We start from the raw sequence: 17,821 nt of genomic DNA, 5'->3' as shown, positions 1-17,821 counted from the left end.
AGGCGCACTTTAATAAGCCTAAGAAAAAAGACTTTTTTAAAATTAATTATGCAGTTTTCTTTATTTCAAATAAATGTTGTCCAGTTCGGCCTGCTTGGATTTTTCTATGAATTTTATTTATATTATGAGCCATTGCAAGCAATGTACTTTCGGCTAAAACATTTCTTTGTCCACGACACATGAACCTTCTAAAATTCATATCTTGTTTAACTTGCGCAAAGGAACCTTCTGCTTGAATACTCCTATTCATTCTTAGCAAGCAACCTTCATCACTAATTATTCTCTCTAAGTCTTCTTTTCTTTGACGATTAAATTTTTTTGAGGTTTCAAATTTTTTAGTTCTTTCTTCTAAAGGTGTTTTGCAATTATTTCCTTTAATGCATTTGCTTTTATATTTACAATCACTACAATCTTCACATGTATAAATTGTTTTTTCACTTTCATATCCTGTTTTTGATTTTCTTAATTTTACGCCTTCCATTTTTAACTTTTTACCATTCTGACATATGAAAATATCATTTTCAGGATTATAATCCATATTTTCTATTTTACCAATATCATTTTTATATTTTCTCGTTTTTGATAATTCGTAGTTAGCAGGTTTAATAAATGCTATTTGATTATTATCTTCAATAAAAGAATAATTTTCTTCACTTTCATATCCAGCATCAGCAACAATTTTTAAGTATTTAAAATTTAAATGTTCCTCCATAGTTTTTAAAAATGGTATTAGAGTCGTTGTGTCTGTGGGCTGAGGCCCTACCGTAAGCCAAGTAATGTATTCTGAATCTACTCCATGTTGTACATTATAAGCAGGTTTAAGTTGTCCATTTTTCATAGCATCTTCCTTCATTCTCATAAATGTAGCATCAGTATCTGTTTTTGAATAGCTATTTCTATCACCGCAAGTGTACACTTTCTGATTATATTCTTTAAATTTTGAAAGATACTCTTCAAGTTTTTCTATAGACTTTTGTAGTGTAGTTTTTCTTTTACCACATCCGTGGACGAATTCTATACCTTCTGATCTCTTCAACTCATAAAGCTTTTTTCTTAGCTTCTTCACATGTTTAATTTCTACTTTATCTTTATAAATTAATTTAATTCCATAAAGTTCTTCAGATTCTTTTACAAGGTCGGCTAATTTAATTAATAACTTTGCCATGTTTTTTGTAACAGCTTTTTTCCAAACAAAAGTATATTTATTTGCACAAGCTTCTATTTTAGTACCATCAATAAATATGTTGTTACCTGATACTTCTCCTATTTTATAAAGAAAATTAGTCATTTCAGCTAAAATCTTTTCAGAACATGGGGCGAAATGTAAACTTCTAAACCTTGCAAATGTTGAGTGATCCGGAGCGGAAGCCCCTTCTAGTAAAAACATAAAATTTATATCTCTACGGCAAGCTAGCTCAATATCACGTGAAGAATAAATTCCATTCATATAAGCGTATAGCATAATTTTCAGCATTTTCATGGGCGATACTTGATTTTCTCTTATTCTAAAATAAGTAGAATATAGCTCAGTCAAATCCATCTCCTCTACAAACTGGCTTAGTAATCGCACAGAAGCATTACTTGGAATTATGCAATCAATATCAAAAGGAAGTTTTAGTTGATAAACCTTTTGATTTAAAGTATAATTTTTTCGTAAGATTTTTTTTATAGGCATGAAAAATATTTTACCATAAATCCTAGACTTTTAAAGTCTGGGATTTATTTTTTTCATCAAAAAGGAGCTTCACACTAATTATTTAGTGCGACAGCCCCTTTATTTTGAATTATCAGAAATGATTTTTTCAGCTTTTATAAGATCTTCAATAGAATCAATTTCAAACCAATCATTAGAATTAATTTTCTCTATATAAACATTTATCTCATCAAGAAGATTTCTAACAACATCATCCCAATATATCTTTTCAAAATTACCACTATCTATAATCTCTTCAAGCTTCTCTCTAATCTTAAGTCCATCTTCTTTTGTCCAATAGGAAATCCCCGACATTATATATCCTGTTCCATCTCCTATTTCAACTTCATATATTCTTCCACTTTCATCAAAATTTAATTTCCATTCACCTTTATAATTTTCTTTAATTCCAGAAAAATATGTTGAATTTTTTAAATCTGTTTTAAAGTAATTTCTATACATATATACATCTGCTTCAGTAACATAAGCATCTTGAAGATACTCTCTTACAAGATACATTGTATATATATTATTATATAAATCATACTTATCATTATGAATGATTTTAACCCCATACTTTTCTTTAAGATATTCAAATTTCTCATTTAGGTATCCAGTAACAACAATTATATCATCTATACCTTTTTCTTTTAAAAATCTTATTTGTCTTTCAGCCATAGGCTCTCCTGCAACCTTAACTAAAGACTTAGGAGTATCATTTGTAAGGGGTCTTAATCTTGTTCCCATACCTGCTGCTAAGATTATTGCTCTCATTATTGTCTTCCTTTCAAATTTTTAATTTTCATTTAATCCTAAAAGTTCCTTTGGATTTCCTGTAACAAGGAAAGATCCTAAAATAACTATAATCGTTCCAATAACAAGTTGCAAGCTTACAGGTGATTTCATAAAAATTATTTGAATTAATATAGCCCAAACTGAATATGTAATATTAAGAGCAGTACTTCTTGCCGCACCTATAATATTTATCGCCTTATAGTATTGCATATAAGAAAGAGTTCCAACTAAGGCTGTAATTGCTATTAATACTCCTAAATTAATATTAAAGCTTCCAATTGCTGTAGTTGATGTTAAGGCTTTACCAGCTAAACCATATCCCTTTAAGAATGGGATTATTATAACAGCATATACAAGACCAGAGGTTGCTTGTCTTATATTTATTGCATATTCAGAATCAACTTCTCCATCTTTCATTCCTAAAGCACAAATAACACCTTCAACTCCCCATGCAAAAACTGTTCCAAAAGCAAATAATATTCCAATTAAAAAGTCACTTCCTAAAGTAAGCTGAGCAGGAACATATCCTAAAGTAATAACTCCTGCAATACTTAATACAATACCTGACCAAATTCTTGCATTCATTTCTTCTTTTAAAAATATAAATGCTAATAGGGCACTTACTCCTGGGAATATAGAAGTTATACTTGCAGCATAAACTGCTCCAATATATTTAACACTTAAAAGATAACAGGTCATTCCAACAGGACCACCAAGCAATGCTCCAAGAACAATAAATCTACCACTTCTAGTTTTAAGAGATTTTATTACTTCTCCAGATTTACCCTTAAAAATCATAAATATAGTTGCCCAAAGGGCAGAAAAGAAATCGTGCATAAATGTACTAACAAAAGGAGCTAAAAATATAGCCTGTTCATTATCAATAAAAGGTGTGCTTGCCATAATTATTCCAACAAGAACTGTATCTATTCCCCAAGTAATTCCTGCTACTAAACCATTTGCAATACCTATTCTTTCTTTATTTTTATCCATTATTTATTACCGCCTTCCAAGTATTTTAATAAGTTATACTTTCCTCTTGTAAATCTCATAATTGCATAATCTTCTAAATAATCATCACCTCTGGCAACCTTAGCAGCTGCCCACATACTCCAACACATATCCTGCATTATCATATGAATTTGTATTCTTTTTCTTTCAGCTTCAAGAGCTTCCCTTCCAAAATATTTATTAAGTAAAAGTTCTTTTTCATCATCATTATAGCCACATTCCACGATTATAGTTGCAACATCCCAAAGCTTGTCATAATTTCCACTGAATTCCCAGTCTATTAAATATATTTTATCTTCTCCAGACTTTACAAAGTTTTCAGCTAAAGCATCTAAATGACATGGAGTATAAACCATACCCAGTTCTAAAAGTTCCTCTTTAAGAGGCATAAACTTCTCTTTTATTTCATAATACTCCTCAAAAACTTTTCCATTTGCCTCAAGAAGAAGTTTTTCATAGAATTCTGTATCCTTAAAAGGATCAAAAGTTATTTTAAATTTTTTATCACAATAATGAAGTTTTAATAAAGCTCCAGCAATAAGTTCAATATTTTCTTCCTTCTTCGCAGTAGTTGGATTTATAGTTTCAGCATTTTCTATAAGTTCTGTTATTTTTAGCCCTGTTTTTTCATCAAAATATACATTCTTACAACTTAATCCAATTTCATAAGCAATATTTGAATTTATTTTTTCATTTAATCTATCAAACATTTCATCTGTTCCATTACCAGGTATTCTAGCAACAAGATTTTTTCCATTAATGTTCATCTTATAATTTTTATTTGTAAGTCCACCTAATCTTTCTACATCTCTAATATCACTTATATCTACATTTAATGCCTTTGCAACTGTTTCTATTGCATATTGCTTTCTAACTTCCATTTCTTTTATTTTAAGTTTTGGATAAACAACATGTATTAGATTTTTATAATGTTCTTTAGTATCAATTTCAGTCCATATTAAGCCATCAATTTTTACATATCCAAATCTATATTCATCCATTATATTTATCATCATATATTCATAATTTAAAAATGGATTTTTATTAAATTTATAATCTTTAAGCATTCTTTTAAAAGTTTCATAAGATACCTTTGATAATCCAATGGCTTCACCATCTATTTTATTTAACTGGTGAATATCCTTTGATATTCTAAATATATATTCATCCTTTAGCTCAACAAAAGCTTCATCTCCTGAGCCTGATTCATTTGCAATAAAAATAATATTCTTTTCTTCATTTTCAAGTAATAGTTCTATTGCCCTTTCCTCAAAAACAGTATCACTTTCAATTAATAAAAAGTCTCCAGTTACAAACTCTTCAGCAAGAGATAAAGAATGCATAGTTCCTGTCCACTTAAAACGGTCATTATAAATAAAATTCAAATTTTTTCTTTTTGCAAGTTCTTCATATTGTTCACTTTTATATCCTGAAACAAGAGTTATGTTATCTATTCCATTAGAATTAAGTAAAACAATTAATCTTTCAATTATTGTTGTATCTTCAATTTGAAGAAAACCAACTGGATTTTCAAAGTCCTTTCTTTCTCCGGCAGCAAGAATAACCGCTTGTTTTATAGCTTTTTTCATAATTAACCTCCCAATACTTATAAATGTTTAATATTACATTCTAATCATATATTTTGAATTCATTTTTTGAAATTCATTTTTTGAATTTAATGTAATTATACCTACCATCTTTTTCTTTTTCAATAGTTTTTTATTATTTTTCTACATTTATCTTAATAATTCAACATAAATTTTTATTTTCATTAGCAAAAAAAGAACTTGTTTCTGTGAAGCACAAAAATCAAGTCCTTATAATTTTCAAAATACTATAATTACTTAATATTTTTTTCAAAATTCCATGCATCTTTACACATTTCTATTATTCCCTTTTTAGCAATCCACCCAAGTTCCTTTTCTGCTTTACTAACATCTGCATAACATTCGGCAATATCACCAGGTCTTCTATCTACTATTTCATATGGAACTTTAATTTTATTTGCTTCTTCAAAAGCTTTCACCAATTGTAATACTGAAGTTCCCTTACCTGTACCTAGGTTATAAACATGTACTCCTGGTGTTATATTTTTAAAAGCGGCTACATGTCCCTCTGCTAAATCTACAACATGAATATAATCACGAACTCCTGTACCATCTATAGTTGGATAATCATTTCCGAAAATACACAGTTTATCAAGTTCTCCCTTGGCAACCTTGGTTATATATGGCATTAAGTTATTTGGTATCCCCTTTGGGTCCTCACCAATTAATCCACTTTCATGAGCTCCTATTGGATTAAAATATCTAAGTAAAGTTACACAAAGGCTTGAATCAGCTTTTGCTATATCCGTAAGTATTCTTTCACTCATAGCTTTTGTTTCCCCATAAGGATTTGTTGTCGATAAAAGCTTCATATCCTCTCTAAATGGAATTTCATTATCTCCATATACTGTAGCAGATGAGCTGAAAACAAACTTTTTAACATTATATTTTTTACAAAGCTTACATAACATCATTGTAGAAACTAAATTGTTATAATAATATTCTAAGGGCTTTTCAACAGATTCTCCTACAGCTTTAAGACCTGCAAAATGGATAATTCCATCAATTATATGAGTTGAAAAAACACTATCTAAATCTTTTTCTTCAGTTACATCTATATTATAAAAAACTACTTCTTTATTAGTTATTTTTTTTATTTTATCTATAGTATCAACTTTACTATTACAAAGATTATCTACAACAATAACTTCATATCCTGCCTCAAGCAAAGCCACACAAGTATGGGAACCTATAAATCCAGCTCCACCAGTTACTAGTATATTCATAAAAATTCGTCCCTTCAATAATATTTAATTATTAATTCACATTTCCCTAAAGCTATCGCTTATTATATATATTATTCCATCATAACTATCTATTTACAAAGACATTATACATTATTTTAAATTTAATTAAAACAAAACATTCTCAATATATTATCAATAAATAATTACTGCTTTTTGAGACAAAAAGCATACAAAACTCATTTGTTTTGTATGCTCAATTAACTACTCTACTATTTATCAACATTAAAACCATATAACTCATTCTTTATTTTAGTGGTTGATATTTCTGGAGTTCTTGGTAAATATTGAACTTCACAATATTCTTCTAGGAAATCAAATTTCCCCTTCCAATCATCTCCCATTACAAAGGTATCTATTTTAAATTCTTTTACATCACTAATTTTTTGTTCCCAACGTGTTTCTGGAATAACTAAATCTACATATCTTATAGCTTCCAGAAGTTTTTTTCTTTCTTCATATTTAAAGTAACATACTTTTCCTTTTTCTAAATTAAATTCATCAGTTGAAAGGGCTACAATTAGATAATCACCTAATGATTTTGCTCTTTTTAATAAATTTATATGTCCATAATGCAATAAATCAAAGGTTCCATAAGTTATTATTTTTTTCATAAACTACTCCTCCTTACTAAAATAAAGAGTATTCTTTACTTTAGTACAATACTATACTTTAATCAATTTCCTAATTTTATATTATATTCTATATATATTATTCTACATAACTATCTATTTATATTCACATTATACAATATTTTCAATTTTATTAAAACAAAAATATTTTTTCTAAAAATTTAATTCCAGCCTAATAATTTCTTCTCTAATTCATCATAATCATATTCCCTAGAAGTAAAATTATTAAATCTTAATTTTGGAATTTCATAGCTTCCTTTAGTTTTTTTATTTTTATTAATAATCTTTTGATTCAAATACTTTTCAAATTTAGATCCAAAAAGGGTTTGGGGAGTTAAATATTGCTCAAATTCAGTTCCTAGCCATGAATTTGTCTTCTTATCTATAACAGTTTTAAAATCATTTATGCTATAACCTTCTTTTAATCTTAAACTAATTAACTTAATAGTATTGTAAGAGGCAGAATTATATTTAGTATTTATTTTAGAATTTAAATATTCAATTATTTCTTCTACTGCCTTTTTTATATAATATTAATTTCTTTAGTAGATGAATTATTTAATTTATTAATCTTTGTTGGATATTTTTGTAGATACGCCCTATCTATTTTTAAGGATACCCCCTTTTCCTCTTCATTTATGCCTGGGAATATTTAATTATACCTTGCTTGTCTGTACAATCAGTTTTCATTTCATTTAATTCTTTTAATTGTTTTTCCTTTAGTTTTTCTTCCTTTGTCTTTTCATAGTTATTTACTTTATTTATTAGCTCATAATATTTAGGTCCTAAAGCAAAGTAGGAAAAAGTTCCTCCTTCCTTTTTGGTATAATGGTCTAAAATTCTCATATCCCTTAATTTGTGCATTCTTTTCATAATTGCCTTTTTGCCTAATTCAAGATGAGGCATTTCTTCTTCCATAGTCTTATAATTGATCCAATAATATTTTCTTCCATTAACTATTTCAAATAACATCTTTCCACTATCTTTAAAGTCAACAAAATATCTAAGTATTATCATATCTTTTACATCTAAGTTTAACTCTCTCATTTTTAAGGTAGAAAAACCTAAGAAAGAATACTGCATATAATCTCCTCCTAATTTTGAATTAAATTTTTTGTTTCTATATGATAAATACCTAGATGGAGGAGATTATTAGAAAAAATTTTCAAAATTTTTTAAAACTATAAAAAAATAATCTGCGTTAATTTTTCTACGCAGATTATTTTTTATTAATCAAAATTTAACGAAGTTAAGTATTATCTTAAGCTTTCCTTTAAATCTTCTCTTCTTAAAGCATACTCAACTGTAGCTTCTAAGAAGCAAAGTTTATCACCAGCATCATATCTTTTCTAGTTTTCAACTTACTCCTTAACCTTGTAAACTCCATCTTCTATATTAATTCCGTTCACTATACCATATTTAGATACATTTTGCGGATCTACTGTTGCACACCTAATACTGAGGTTTTATTTTCATCATAACAATTAATTAGTTGCTTAAACCTAATTTTTACTTATTGTAAATATATCATTATCCAGTAATATAAAAGTTCATTATTTATGTTTAGTTAGTTTATTATTATCATCGTTTATTAAAAACTTTTCTTTACAAGAATAATAATTTAATTATTCTATATGTTATATTTTAAATAATTAATTGCCTCTTTAAATTAATCCCATATAACAACTTCTAACTCAATTTCTTTACCAAATATTTCATGAATCTTTTTAACTAATTTTATTAATTTAATAGTATCACTATAAGTTCCTTTCCCACCATTACATATCCAATTAATTGTTTGCTTTGAAAACATAACTCCCTCTTTTTTATTGAGCGATAATTTTGATACTAATTTAAGAATTCTACGATCATATTTACTGAATACAGAACCAAAATTAGTGCCATGTTTATCTTGATTTTTATTACAAAGAACTATTCTCTCTCGTTTGAGCTGTTCAGAATCTTCTTTAAGCATTGGCAGAAATTGAAATAGTCCCCCTAGAATTATATAATTATTATTCTTAAATATTGACCCTCTATATCTGAATAAGCAATCTTCTTTGCTTAAAGTTATTATTTCACCATTATGAAAAACATCTACACTAATTATATAATCACTTATTTGATTATTAAACTGTTTACCTCTTCCTGCATTCATAGCTAGTGCTCCACCAACTAATCCTGGCACTGAAAATAAGTACTCAATTCCACCATATCCTTGATTATTAATAAAATTTATTAATTTTTGTAATCTTACTGATGCTCCAACATAATATTTACCTTCACCATAAGAAGTAATTTTTTGATCAAACTTATCTAGTTTTATTATATTATCAAAAATCTTACTATCATTTATTAGTAAATTAGAACCACCTCCTAAAATTTTATAATCTTCTAATTTAATTAACAGATTAAGTAATTCTTCTCTATTTTCTGGAATATAAAACTTTCGAGCTATTCCACCTACTCGATAAGTTGTATATTTAGCTAATTTTTCATTATCCTTTACTATCATTTCTTCCCCTCACCATACTTATTGTGACTTTAATTTTTTTATCAACCCTTTAAAATCAGAGTTTTTAATGCTAAAAATATTAATCATTTTTAAATTATATTTTTTACAAAAATCGATTAAAAATATTCCTCCGCAAACTGTATATGAAAAAACAGAAGCTATTGCTGCTCCATAAATAGAGAATTTAGGTATTAATGCTATATTAAAAATTACGTTTGAAACTACACTAAGCAATAATGTCATTAAATAGAAATATCGTTTTCCCTTAGCTAAATATAAAGTAGATATAATTTTAAACCATGCCATTGAGGGTATTCCTAAAAATAATATTACTGTTACAATATAAGAATCCAAAAACTCATTACCATACATAATTTTTATAAAAATTTTACCAAATAATATCACCATAAAAGTAATAACTATGATAACATAAAATGATATTTTCAAACAGTTTATAATAGAATTTATTGAATCTGATTTTGCTGTTTTAGAAAATAATACATCTTTAAAAGTATCAGGTATTAACCATCCAAACTCAGCTAATGTTACCCCTACTGAATAAATCCCAACTAAACTACTTGATAAATAACTATTTAACATTAATACATCTAATTTATAGTTTAAATTAACTAAAAGTGATGTAACCATTGCAACAAATCCAAATTTTATTATTGAAATAATAAAATTTAAATTTAAATATCTAATAGTAAATTTTACTCTCAACATTCTTAAATAACAAAATAATAGAAATATATCATATATCATTAAATTTAATACTAAGATTTCAATCCTTTTAGAGAAGAAAAAGTAAGTTACAAAAGCAAGTAAAAATTTAATAAAACTTCCAAAAATATTTATTTTATTTTTATAATTAACATTCTCAACCATAATTATAAAATTTAATTGATTTGTTAAAACAGCAATTGGCAACATTAATAATACAATATTTAATACTTTATTATCTATTAATAAATATGAACAAAAAGCCATCACACAATAAAAAATAAATTGATAATAAAATACATTAATAAATTTAGATAGTATATCTTTATACCCTTTTCTTTTATAATAAGGATAAGCTTGATAAAGTCCTAAATTTGCAAAAACAGAAAAAATATTCAATAGATTTAATAAAACAGCATATTCTCCTTTTAATGATGCACCTGCATATCTATTAATAAATGCTGATGTAAATACTCCTAATAAAATTGTTGTTATCTTATTAATTAAAGTAAAAGAATATTCATTAGTCAAAATGTATTTAATATTAATTTTTTTTAACATTTTATGCCTCACTTTGTTTTAACATTTTTTCAAGTACACCTAAAGATATTTGCTGTTCTATCTTAATAATTTTGTTTACTTCTTCATAATTGATTGGAGTGTACATTTCAAAACTCTTTTCCAGCTTAATTTCTCTATCTTCAATTCCAAGTAATCTCGCTAAATTAATTAGTCTTGAGTTATTGTTACTTTTTTTATTATTTAATTCATAAAAAAATTGTTTATTAAAAATCAAAGAAAAAATCATTCCATGAAATGAAGAAGTAACAACATATTCAGAATTTTTTAAGTATCCTAAAAACTCTTGTGGTGAAGCATCATTGATATTAATGCAACCTTCTTCCTTTTTATGATTAGTATTAATGCAAACAACTTTTAGCCCCTTGTTTTCAGCAAAATCTTTAGCAAATTTTATTAAGGATGGGCTCTGTGTAAGGTTATAAATAAAAATATATTGTCCTTTGAAATTTGTTTCTTTAATTATATTACTATAATCATTTTTTTCTAAAAGTAAGGTTGGATCAACAACAACTTGACTTTCCCTTCCTATTAAATTATAAAGAATATCTTTTCCTTCTTTTTCTCTAACATTATAGTAATAAAAATCCTTTAAACATTTTTTGGTAGTTTCCTTGAATTTTTCTGGAATTTCACTATACCCAAAACTAGCTGCATATGATCCCTTTTTTCTGGAATCAACAACAAAATCTAACATATACGATGTATCACCTTCATGAATATTCAAATTCCATACTTGATCACTACCAGTTATAAACAAATCATATTCATTATTGGCTAAAACTAATTCATTTCTTTTATATTTTTTATTACTAATTTTTATATTTTGTTTTACAAAATCCCTAATCTTTTTATTACGTATTTTTTCACTTGGGAAAGCAATATATTTTAATAACTGCTTAAAACTTCTTATTTGAAAAAAATTAGTAACATACTTTTTTTTCACTCTATCACTATCATAATCAAGAATTTCGCTATTATACCCTAATTTTAATATTGCTTTTTGCAATGCAAAAACTTGTAAAACAGCTCCATAATTAGGTACCGTATGATGTGTTATCGTACATATTCTTTTCTTTTTATACATTTGCTACTCCTCCACAGTCCTTTTCTTTACAATTACTGTTTTTTGATTTTTCATTTATTTGAGTATTATAAATACTAATAGAAAGCCCTAACCATAAATACGGATATATATATGATCTACTAATTAGACACACTAAAATAGAAAAAAGAGAAAGTATTGATAATAAATAATTTTCTTCTTTATTCTTAAATATATATTTAATATTAACTATAGAATACTTTATATTTAAATAAAATAGTATAATAAATGGAATTAAGCCAAATTCTGCCCAATAAGAAAAGATATTATGAATATATTCTCCTAATTGTCCATCTTTTAAAACTCCTACAAATAATTTGCCAATAAAAAAATTTTCTAATATATCATTAAATCCCTCAATCATATGCCTTTGTCTTCCTATAAATGAAGCATCTCCCAACATATTTTCTAATAAAACTAGCATTCTATTATTTTCATATAATATAGTTTCATAATTATTTTTGTTTAATGAAAAAATAATTAATATTATTAAAAATATAAAAAAATATCTAATAAATTTTTTTCGCTTTAGTATTGTTCTAAAAATAACAACAAAAGCTAATAATATAAAGATATAAAAAGATGTTCGCGAACCTAATTTTAATAACCAATAAGCCGAATTTAAAAACACAATAATTTTAGTTATAATTTTCTTCTTAGTTCCTAAAACAAATATACTAAATAAAGCAAAATAATCACTTAATAAAAGATACACGCCAGGTTCAGTAAAAAGTTGATCATTTATATTATTTTTTCTTAAAACAATTTGTGCATATAACAAAACAAAAGAAAATAATATATATAAAAAACTAATTAAATTTGATAAGTTTTTTTGCTTTAATTTTTCTAATAAAATATTAAAATTCTTACCTAGAATAAATAAAACTATCATATAAAAAATACTACCATTAAACGTATTGAAATAGTAATCTTTTACTGTAATAAAATTTCTGCTTCTCTTTGCATATAGAAGCATTTCTTTCGGTAGAAAGAAATAATTAAAAAAATAGATTAAAAGAATAATAATTAGAGTAAATATAATTAACCTCTTATCAATTCGATTAATGGAAATCTTAGATTTATTTATTCCCTTTATTTGACATTTTAATAATATACTAATTATAGTATATAGTAAAAAACTTATGAAAATTAACTTAGTCTCTATTCCATTATACTTAATCCCTTTTAATGCATAAACAGCCATGCTTATTGGGCGTATAGCAAAATACATTATGAATATAAAAGTTAAAATATATACTTGGATTTTTTTTAAATTACTAACCTTTATAATTATTTAAATCACCTCTCAAGAACTTTTATTACTTTTTTCATTTGATTTTCCCATGATAGATTTTTTATGCTATAATTTCTTATTTCCTCACTATCTATTGTTCTAACTTTCTTATACTTTTCAATTATTTTTTTCATATCTATAGGACTATTACTTTCCTCTTCAAAAAAAACATATGGAAGAGACATATCAATAAGTAAATCTTGATAAGCCAAAATTATTGGAATTCCCCTAGCTAAAAACTCCTTAGACTTTATAGGATCGTGACCTCCCCCAGCTCTAAATAATGCTAAAGAGGATACTCCTATATCCATTTCATCAAAAATATTATCTAACTCTGTACCGGTTTTTACACCTAAAAAATGAACATATTTTTGCATATTTAAGTCATGAGTTAGTTTTTCTAAATTAACTTTTTCGTTCCCCTCTCCAACTATATAAAATTCAATATTAATATCTACATTCTCTTTGTAATATTCAAACATTCCCTTAATTATTCTATCATACCCATGCCATCTAGCTAAATTTCCTATACCAATTAATTTAATGACTTTAGTAGTATCATGATTGCTTTTATTTTTTAAAGGAAAAGAGTTCATATCTATCCCATTATTTATTTTTATAGTTTCTATTCCAAAAATTTCTTCATATTTTGATGTAGTTGAAATCTTAAATACATATTTTTTTAAAAGTCTAGTAATAATATTATCAATAAAAATTTCTAAAATTCCTCGAACAGTCTTTTTATTTATTTCTGTAATATATGGGTAAGTTGGTATTTCAACAATAACTTTTACACCTCTTTTATATAATAATTTTATAGTCTTCAGAAAAAAGTAATCTGCCCTTACATATCTTAAATATGCAGCATCAAATTGATTATTTATCCTTTTAATACTATTATATAAATGTCTGTACGCTAATCTTCTATACTTAATCTCTTTTAATTCAATATCATTAAGCATTATTTTTTTATTTTTTATTCTTAAATAATCAACATTGCAATATAATGCTTCTAATGCACTAATTTGTCCATTAATTTTTTTTGCTACTCCTAAATCCAAACTATAGTCTTCATCTATTCTAGCAACATATATTATATTCATAACTAACGCTCCCAATATATTTTAATAATACCTTATTGTTACTTTATAAGCTTAATATAAATTGATAAAAATAGGAAATTGCATTAGCATTCTTATTTCCATTATAATTTTTTTAATCTTATAATTATAAATTTTTATCACATATACCTCACTTACTGTTACCACTCGCTAAATATTTTTTACTTTAATTCTGTATTATATGTAATTATTATACAAATCTCATAGACAGGTATAAGTCTTTTCTAATTTCACTTATATAATTATCTACACAGACTAGAGTAAAAACATATTATATTTTTGATAAATATATTTCTTCTAACTTTTTTATTTCCCTCTTAATATTAAAGCTTGAACTAAATAGTCTTTGTCTTACATTATTTCTTTCATAATTCTTAGATACACTTAATATTGTATTAACCCATTCTGTATCATCCTTCTTTAAATCTAAATATTTAACATTATCTGTTACCTTGCATTCTTTTGTTATATTATTAGAAATTATACATTTTAATCCTGCAGCTTGTGTCTCTATTAAAACAACTGGTAAACCTTCAAATCTAGAGGGAAATACAAATACGTCCATTGCTTGCATTAATTCAGCTACATCATCTCTCTTTCCTAAAAGCAAAACATTATCTTTCAAGCCAAGTTCATAAATTTGTTCTTCAATTTTAGCTCTTAATTTACCATCACCAATAAGCATTAAAATAGCTTCTTTATCTTTATCATATACTTTTTTAAATACATTTATTAAATACTCATGATTCTTTTGATAAGAGAAATGTCCAATATGTCCAATTACAAACTTTCCTTCTAATTTCATTTCATGCCTATACTTATTTCTTATATTTTCTCTAAAAGTAAATTTATCAATATCTATACCGTTATTTATAATTGTATAATCTCTATTAAACAACCAATCTCCAGCTAATTTAGAGCATGCAATTCCCATTGTCATTTCTCTATTTAATTTATTTTTAAATAATTTATGAATTATTTTATGATTACATGTGCTGTTATGACTATGAGCAATTCTAATTAAAACTCCAGCTTTTTTTAATGCATGTATATCTAAATATAAAGTTCCACTATTCCCGTGAACATGAACAATCTTGTATTTTTTTTCTTTTACTAATTGCTTTAATGCTTTTATATACTTACAAGTAAATTTTTTCCTAGAAGGTAACTTAAATACTTTTCCTCCTAATTTCTCTATTTCATATTCTATATTATTATTAATTCTTTCACAAATTGCAAAATCAAATTGTATTTTTTCTCTATTTATATTTCTATAATAATTCATTACAACACTAGTTATTCCATTAAATCCTACATCCGTAGTCATAACCATCAATATTCTTTCCACTTACTTTTCCACCTTATTAATAAATTTCTCTATTGAATCTATTATTGCAATAGTATTAGATTTGTAAGTTCTAAAATTATCATTTTCTATTTCAAGAACTACATTCATTAGTTCTCTTTCATCATTAATACGCCTAATAAAGTTCATCTTTTCAAATTGACTTACTATCTGCAATTGATGATCATCAACATGCTCACCAAATTTTTTTAACCTTGGAATAGCTATTACCTTTTTCCCCTGTTTAACTGCTCCAATTATAGCTCCAGTTCCACCATGTGTAATAACCTTGTCACATTTATTCATTACCCGCAGAAATTCATCTCTATCTAAAAACTCTTTGTATTTATAGTTCTTAGGTTTGTAATCACTATGCCCGGTTTGAGCAAAAACCTCTTCATTAATTTTTTTCTCTTCAATTAATCGATCAATTTCAACTAATAATCTATTAAATTGAAATTTTTGAGAGCCAACTGTTACAAATATCAATATATTCCCCCCTTATATATTGCCTTAGGGTAAAATTCTAGCATTTCCTCCCATTGAACATAAAACTGATCTGCAAAATTGTATATAAGCTTACCTGTTAAAGTTGGTGAGTTAACCTTAGCAAATGATTCTATAAAAATAATTTTTTCTCTAAATAATTTTGCAATAATACACATAGGAATTGTCGCCAATGAACCTGTAGAAATAACAAAATCAGGTTTTTCTTTTAAAAAAACTTTAAAAGAAACGAAAAAATTATAAATCATTTTAATTAAATAATTTTTTTCGTTTCTATTAACTTGCTCTAGATAATAAACTCTATTACCTTTAATTACTGAATAGGCAGTTTTTTCTGTCACTATAAAACTTTCGTAATTATCCATTAAGGGCTTAAGCATCATTAATTGCTCAAAGTGCCCACCTGTAGATGCTATAAAACAAATTTTTTTCAAATGTACTCTCCTCTTTTCATATAAAACATCTAATCTCTATTAAATAAATCCCTTGTATATACTTTATTTTCAACCTCTAATAACTCTTCTGCTAATCTATTAGATACTATAACATCAGACATTTCTTTAAATTTATCTAAATCTCTAATCACTCTAGAATTAAAGAAACTATCTTCCTTTAATGCTGGTTCATAAACAACCACTTCTATTCCCTTAGCCTTAATTCTCTTCATTACGCCTTGAATAGATGAGGCTCTAAAATTATCAGAATTTGTTTTCATAGTTAATCTATATATTCCAACTACCTTTGGTTTTCTCTTCAATATCATATCCGCAATATGATCTTTTCTTGTTCTATTAGCTTCTACAATTGCTCCAATAATATTATTAGGAACATCAGAATAATTTGCTAATAATTGCTTTGTATCTTTTGGTAGACAATAACCACCGTAACCAAAGGATGGATTATTATAATGGTTTCCTATTCTTGGATCTAATCCAACTCCTTCAATTATTTCTTTTGTATTTAGGCCTCTTAACTCTGCATAGGTATCAAGTTCATTAAAGTATGCTACTCTTAAGGCTAAGTAAGTATTAGCAAATAATTTTACTGCTTCTGCTTCTGTAGGATTTGTAAATAATACTGGAATATCCTCTTTTATTGCCCCTTCCTTTAAAAGTTCAGCAAACTTTTCTGCTCTTTCAGACTTCTCTCCAACTATTATTCTTGAAGGATAAAGATTATCATATAAAGCTCTACCTTCTCTTAAAAATTCAGGTGAAAAGATTATATTATCAGTTTCAAACATCTTTTTAACTTTTTCTGTATATCCTACTGGTACTGTTGATTTAATTACCATAATCGCCTCTGGATTAATTGATAATACATTTGCAATTACAGCTTCAACTGTTCTTGTATTGAAATAATTTAATTCTTCATCATAATTTGTAGGTGTTGCAATAATTACATATTCTGCATCCTTATATGCCTTATATGGATCTGTTGTTGCAACTAAATTTAATTCCTTATTTTTTAAATAATCTTCAATTTCCTTATCTACTATAGGTGATACTCTATCATTAATCATATCTACCTTTTCTTGGATAACATCTATTGCTATTACCTCATTATGCTGTGCTAGTAAGATAGCATTTGATAAACCTACATATCCTGCTCCTGCCACTGTAATTTTCACTTTTATTATCTCCCTTCAAT

Annotated in this window: 17 protein-coding genes and 2 pseudogenes; all 19 read right to left on the bottom strand. The window is 26.0% G+C overall.

Annotated elements, in window-relative coordinates; all coding sequences use genetic code 11:
• Window positions 1–46: 46 nt before the first annotated feature.
• A complete protein-coding gene (locus BEN51_RS02775; protein WP_119864571.1) occupies window positions 47–1,675 on the bottom strand; it encodes an IS1182 family transposase in 1,629 nt (542 codons plus the stop codon).
• Between the two features lie 99 nt (window positions 1,676–1,774).
• Complete coding sequence (locus BEN51_RS02770) at window positions 1,775–2,467, bottom strand: sugar phosphate nucleotidyltransferase (protein ID WP_119864570.1); 693 nt, start codon at window positions 2,465–2,467, stop codon at window positions 1,775–1,777.
• A gap of 21 nt (window positions 2,468–2,488) precedes the next feature.
• A complete protein-coding gene (locus BEN51_RS02765) occupies window positions 2,489–3,481 on the bottom strand; it encodes a DMT family transporter (RefSeq protein ID WP_119864569.1) in 993 nt (330 codons plus the stop codon).
• Window positions 3,481–5,088 (bottom strand): NTP transferase domain-containing protein, encoded by a 1,608-nt coding sequence (locus BEN51_RS02760; protein WP_119864568.1) that lies wholly within the window; start codon window positions 5,086–5,088, stop codon window positions 3,481–3,483. Before BEN51_RS02760 ends, BEN51_RS02765 begins: the two co-directional genes overlap by 1 nt.
• A gap of 251 nt (window positions 5,089–5,339) precedes the next feature.
• Window positions 5,340–6,332: a UDP-glucose 4-epimerase GalE gene (gene galE, locus BEN51_RS02755; protein ID WP_119864567.1), complete on the bottom strand. Its 993-nt coding sequence runs from the start codon at window positions 6,330–6,332 to the stop codon at window positions 5,340–5,342.
• Between the two features lie 230 nt (window positions 6,333–6,562).
• Window positions 6,563–6,964 (bottom strand): glycerol-3-phosphate cytidylyltransferase, encoded by a 402-nt coding sequence (tagD, locus tag BEN51_RS02750; protein WP_119864566.1) that lies wholly within the window; start codon window positions 6,962–6,964, stop codon window positions 6,563–6,565.
• A 179-nt stretch (window positions 6,965–7,143) separates the two neighbouring features.
• Window positions 7,144–7,278 (bottom strand): hypothetical protein, encoded by a 135-nt coding sequence (locus tag BEN51_RS14075; RefSeq protein ID WP_257789688.1) that lies wholly within the window; start codon window positions 7,276–7,278, stop codon window positions 7,144–7,146.
• A 51-nt stretch (window positions 7,279–7,329) separates the two neighbouring features.
• Window positions 7,330–7,464, bottom strand: a pseudogene (locus tag BEN51_RS13990) (conserved phage C-terminal domain-containing protein); the annotation flags it as partial.
• A gap of 154 nt (window positions 7,465–7,618) precedes the next feature.
• Window positions 7,619–8,065, bottom strand: a complete 447-nt coding sequence (locus tag BEN51_RS02740) for a hypothetical protein (RefSeq protein ID WP_119864565.1) — start codon at window positions 8,063–8,065, stop codon at window positions 7,619–7,621.
• A gap of 173 nt (window positions 8,066–8,238) precedes the next feature.
• Window positions 8,239–8,480 (bottom strand): annotated as a pseudogene (locus BEN51_RS13985) (hypothetical protein); the annotation flags it as partial.
• A 171-nt stretch (window positions 8,481–8,651) separates the two neighbouring features.
• Window positions 8,652–9,497: a UDP-N-acetylmuramate dehydrogenase gene (locus BEN51_RS02730; RefSeq protein ID WP_119864564.1), complete on the bottom strand. Its 846-nt coding sequence runs from the start codon at window positions 9,495–9,497 to the stop codon at window positions 8,652–8,654.
• An 18-nt stretch (window positions 9,498–9,515) separates the two neighbouring features.
• A complete protein-coding gene (locus BEN51_RS02725) occupies window positions 9,516–10,781 on the bottom strand; it encodes an oligosaccharide flippase family protein (RefSeq protein WP_119864563.1) in 1,266 nt (421 codons plus the stop codon).
• A gap of 1 nt (window position 10,782) precedes the next feature.
• Window positions 10,783–11,886 carry a polysaccharide pyruvyl transferase family protein gene (locus BEN51_RS02720; RefSeq protein WP_119864562.1) on the bottom strand — a complete coding sequence of 368 codons (1,104 nt, stop codon included), beginning with the start codon at window positions 11,884–11,886 and terminating at the stop codon, window positions 10,783–10,785.
• Window positions 11,879–12,796: a hypothetical protein gene (locus tag BEN51_RS02715; protein ID WP_119864561.1), complete on the bottom strand. Its 918-nt coding sequence runs from the start codon at window positions 12,794–12,796 to the stop codon at window positions 11,879–11,881. Before BEN51_RS02715 ends, BEN51_RS02720 begins: the two co-directional genes overlap by 8 nt.
• A gap of 407 nt (window positions 12,797–13,203) precedes the next feature.
• Window positions 13,204–14,301 carry a glycosyltransferase gene (locus tag BEN51_RS02710; RefSeq protein ID WP_119864560.1) on the bottom strand — a complete coding sequence of 366 codons (1,098 nt, stop codon included), beginning with the start codon at window positions 14,299–14,301 and terminating at the stop codon, window positions 13,204–13,206.
• Between the two features lie 289 nt (window positions 14,302–14,590).
• Complete coding sequence (locus BEN51_RS02705; protein WP_119864559.1) at window positions 14,591–15,667, bottom strand: glycosyltransferase family 1 protein; 1,077 nt, start codon at window positions 15,665–15,667, stop codon at window positions 14,591–14,593.
• Complete coding sequence (gene pssE, locus BEN51_RS02700) at window positions 15,668–16,153, bottom strand: PssE/Cps14G family polysaccharide biosynthesis glycosyltransferase (protein WP_119864558.1); 486 nt, start codon at window positions 16,151–16,153, stop codon at window positions 15,668–15,670.
• Entirely contained in the window at window positions 16,150–16,605 is a 456-nt protein-coding gene (pssD, locus tag BEN51_RS02695) for a PssD/Cps14F family polysaccharide biosynthesis glycosyltransferase (protein WP_236906243.1), read from the bottom strand. Before pssD ends, pssE begins: the two co-directional genes overlap by 4 nt.
• Before the next feature lie 29 nt (window positions 16,606–16,634).
• Window positions 16,635–17,801 carry a nucleotide sugar dehydrogenase gene (locus BEN51_RS02690; RefSeq protein ID WP_119864557.1) on the bottom strand — a complete coding sequence of 389 codons (1,167 nt, stop codon included), beginning with the start codon at window positions 17,799–17,801 and terminating at the stop codon, window positions 16,635–16,637.
• Window positions 17,802–17,821 lie beyond the last annotated feature (20 nt).

This window comes from Clostridium isatidis, assembly GCF_002285495.1.
GTDB classification, from domain to species: Bacteria; Bacillota; Clostridia; order Clostridiales; family Clostridiaceae; genus Clostridium; species Clostridium isatidis.
Note: the sequence above shows the minus strand (reverse complement) of the source record. Positions and strands in the feature narration are given on the sequence as shown.

Coding starts and splice junctions, on each gene's coding strand:
- BEN51_RS02775 (WP_119864571.1), bottom strand. CDS start 1,675: ATGCCTATAAAAAAAATCTTACGAAAAAATTATACTTTAAATCAAAAG.
- BEN51_RS02770 (WP_119864570.1), bottom strand. CDS start 2,467: ATGAGAGCAATAATCTTAGCAGCAGGTATGGGAACAAGATTAAGACCC.
- BEN51_RS02765 (WP_119864569.1), bottom strand. CDS start 3,481: ATGGATAAAAATAAAGAAAGAATAGGTATTGCAAATGGTTTAGTAGCA.
- BEN51_RS02760 (WP_119864568.1), bottom strand. CDS start 5,088: ATGAAAAAAGCTATAAAACAAGCGGTTATTCTTGCTGCCGGAGAAAGA.
- galE (WP_119864567.1), bottom strand. CDS start 6,332: ATGAATATACTAGTAACTGGTGGAGCTGGATTTATAGGTTCCCATACT.
- tagD (WP_119864566.1), bottom strand. CDS start 6,964: ATGAAAAAAATAATAACTTATGGAACCTTTGATTTATTGCATTATGGA.
- BEN51_RS02740 (WP_119864565.1), bottom strand. CDS start 8,065: ATGCAGTATTCTTTCTTAGGTTTTTCTACCTTAAAAATGAGAGAGTTA.
- BEN51_RS02730 (WP_119864564.1), bottom strand. CDS start 9,497: ATGATAGTAAAGGATAATGAAAAATTAGCTAAATATACAACTTATCGA.
- BEN51_RS02725 (WP_119864563.1), bottom strand. CDS start 10,781: ATGTTAAAAAAAATTAATATTAAATACATTTTGACTAATGAATATTCT.
- BEN51_RS02720 (WP_119864562.1), bottom strand. CDS start 11,886: ATGTATAAAAAGAAAAGAATATGTACGATAACACATCATACGGTACCT.
- BEN51_RS02715 (WP_119864561.1), bottom strand. CDS start 12,796: ATGATAGTTTTATTTATTCTAGGTAAGAATTTTAATATTTTATTAGAA.
- BEN51_RS02710 (WP_119864560.1), bottom strand. CDS start 14,301: ATGAATATAATATATGTTGCTAGAATAGATGAAGACTATAGTTTGGAT.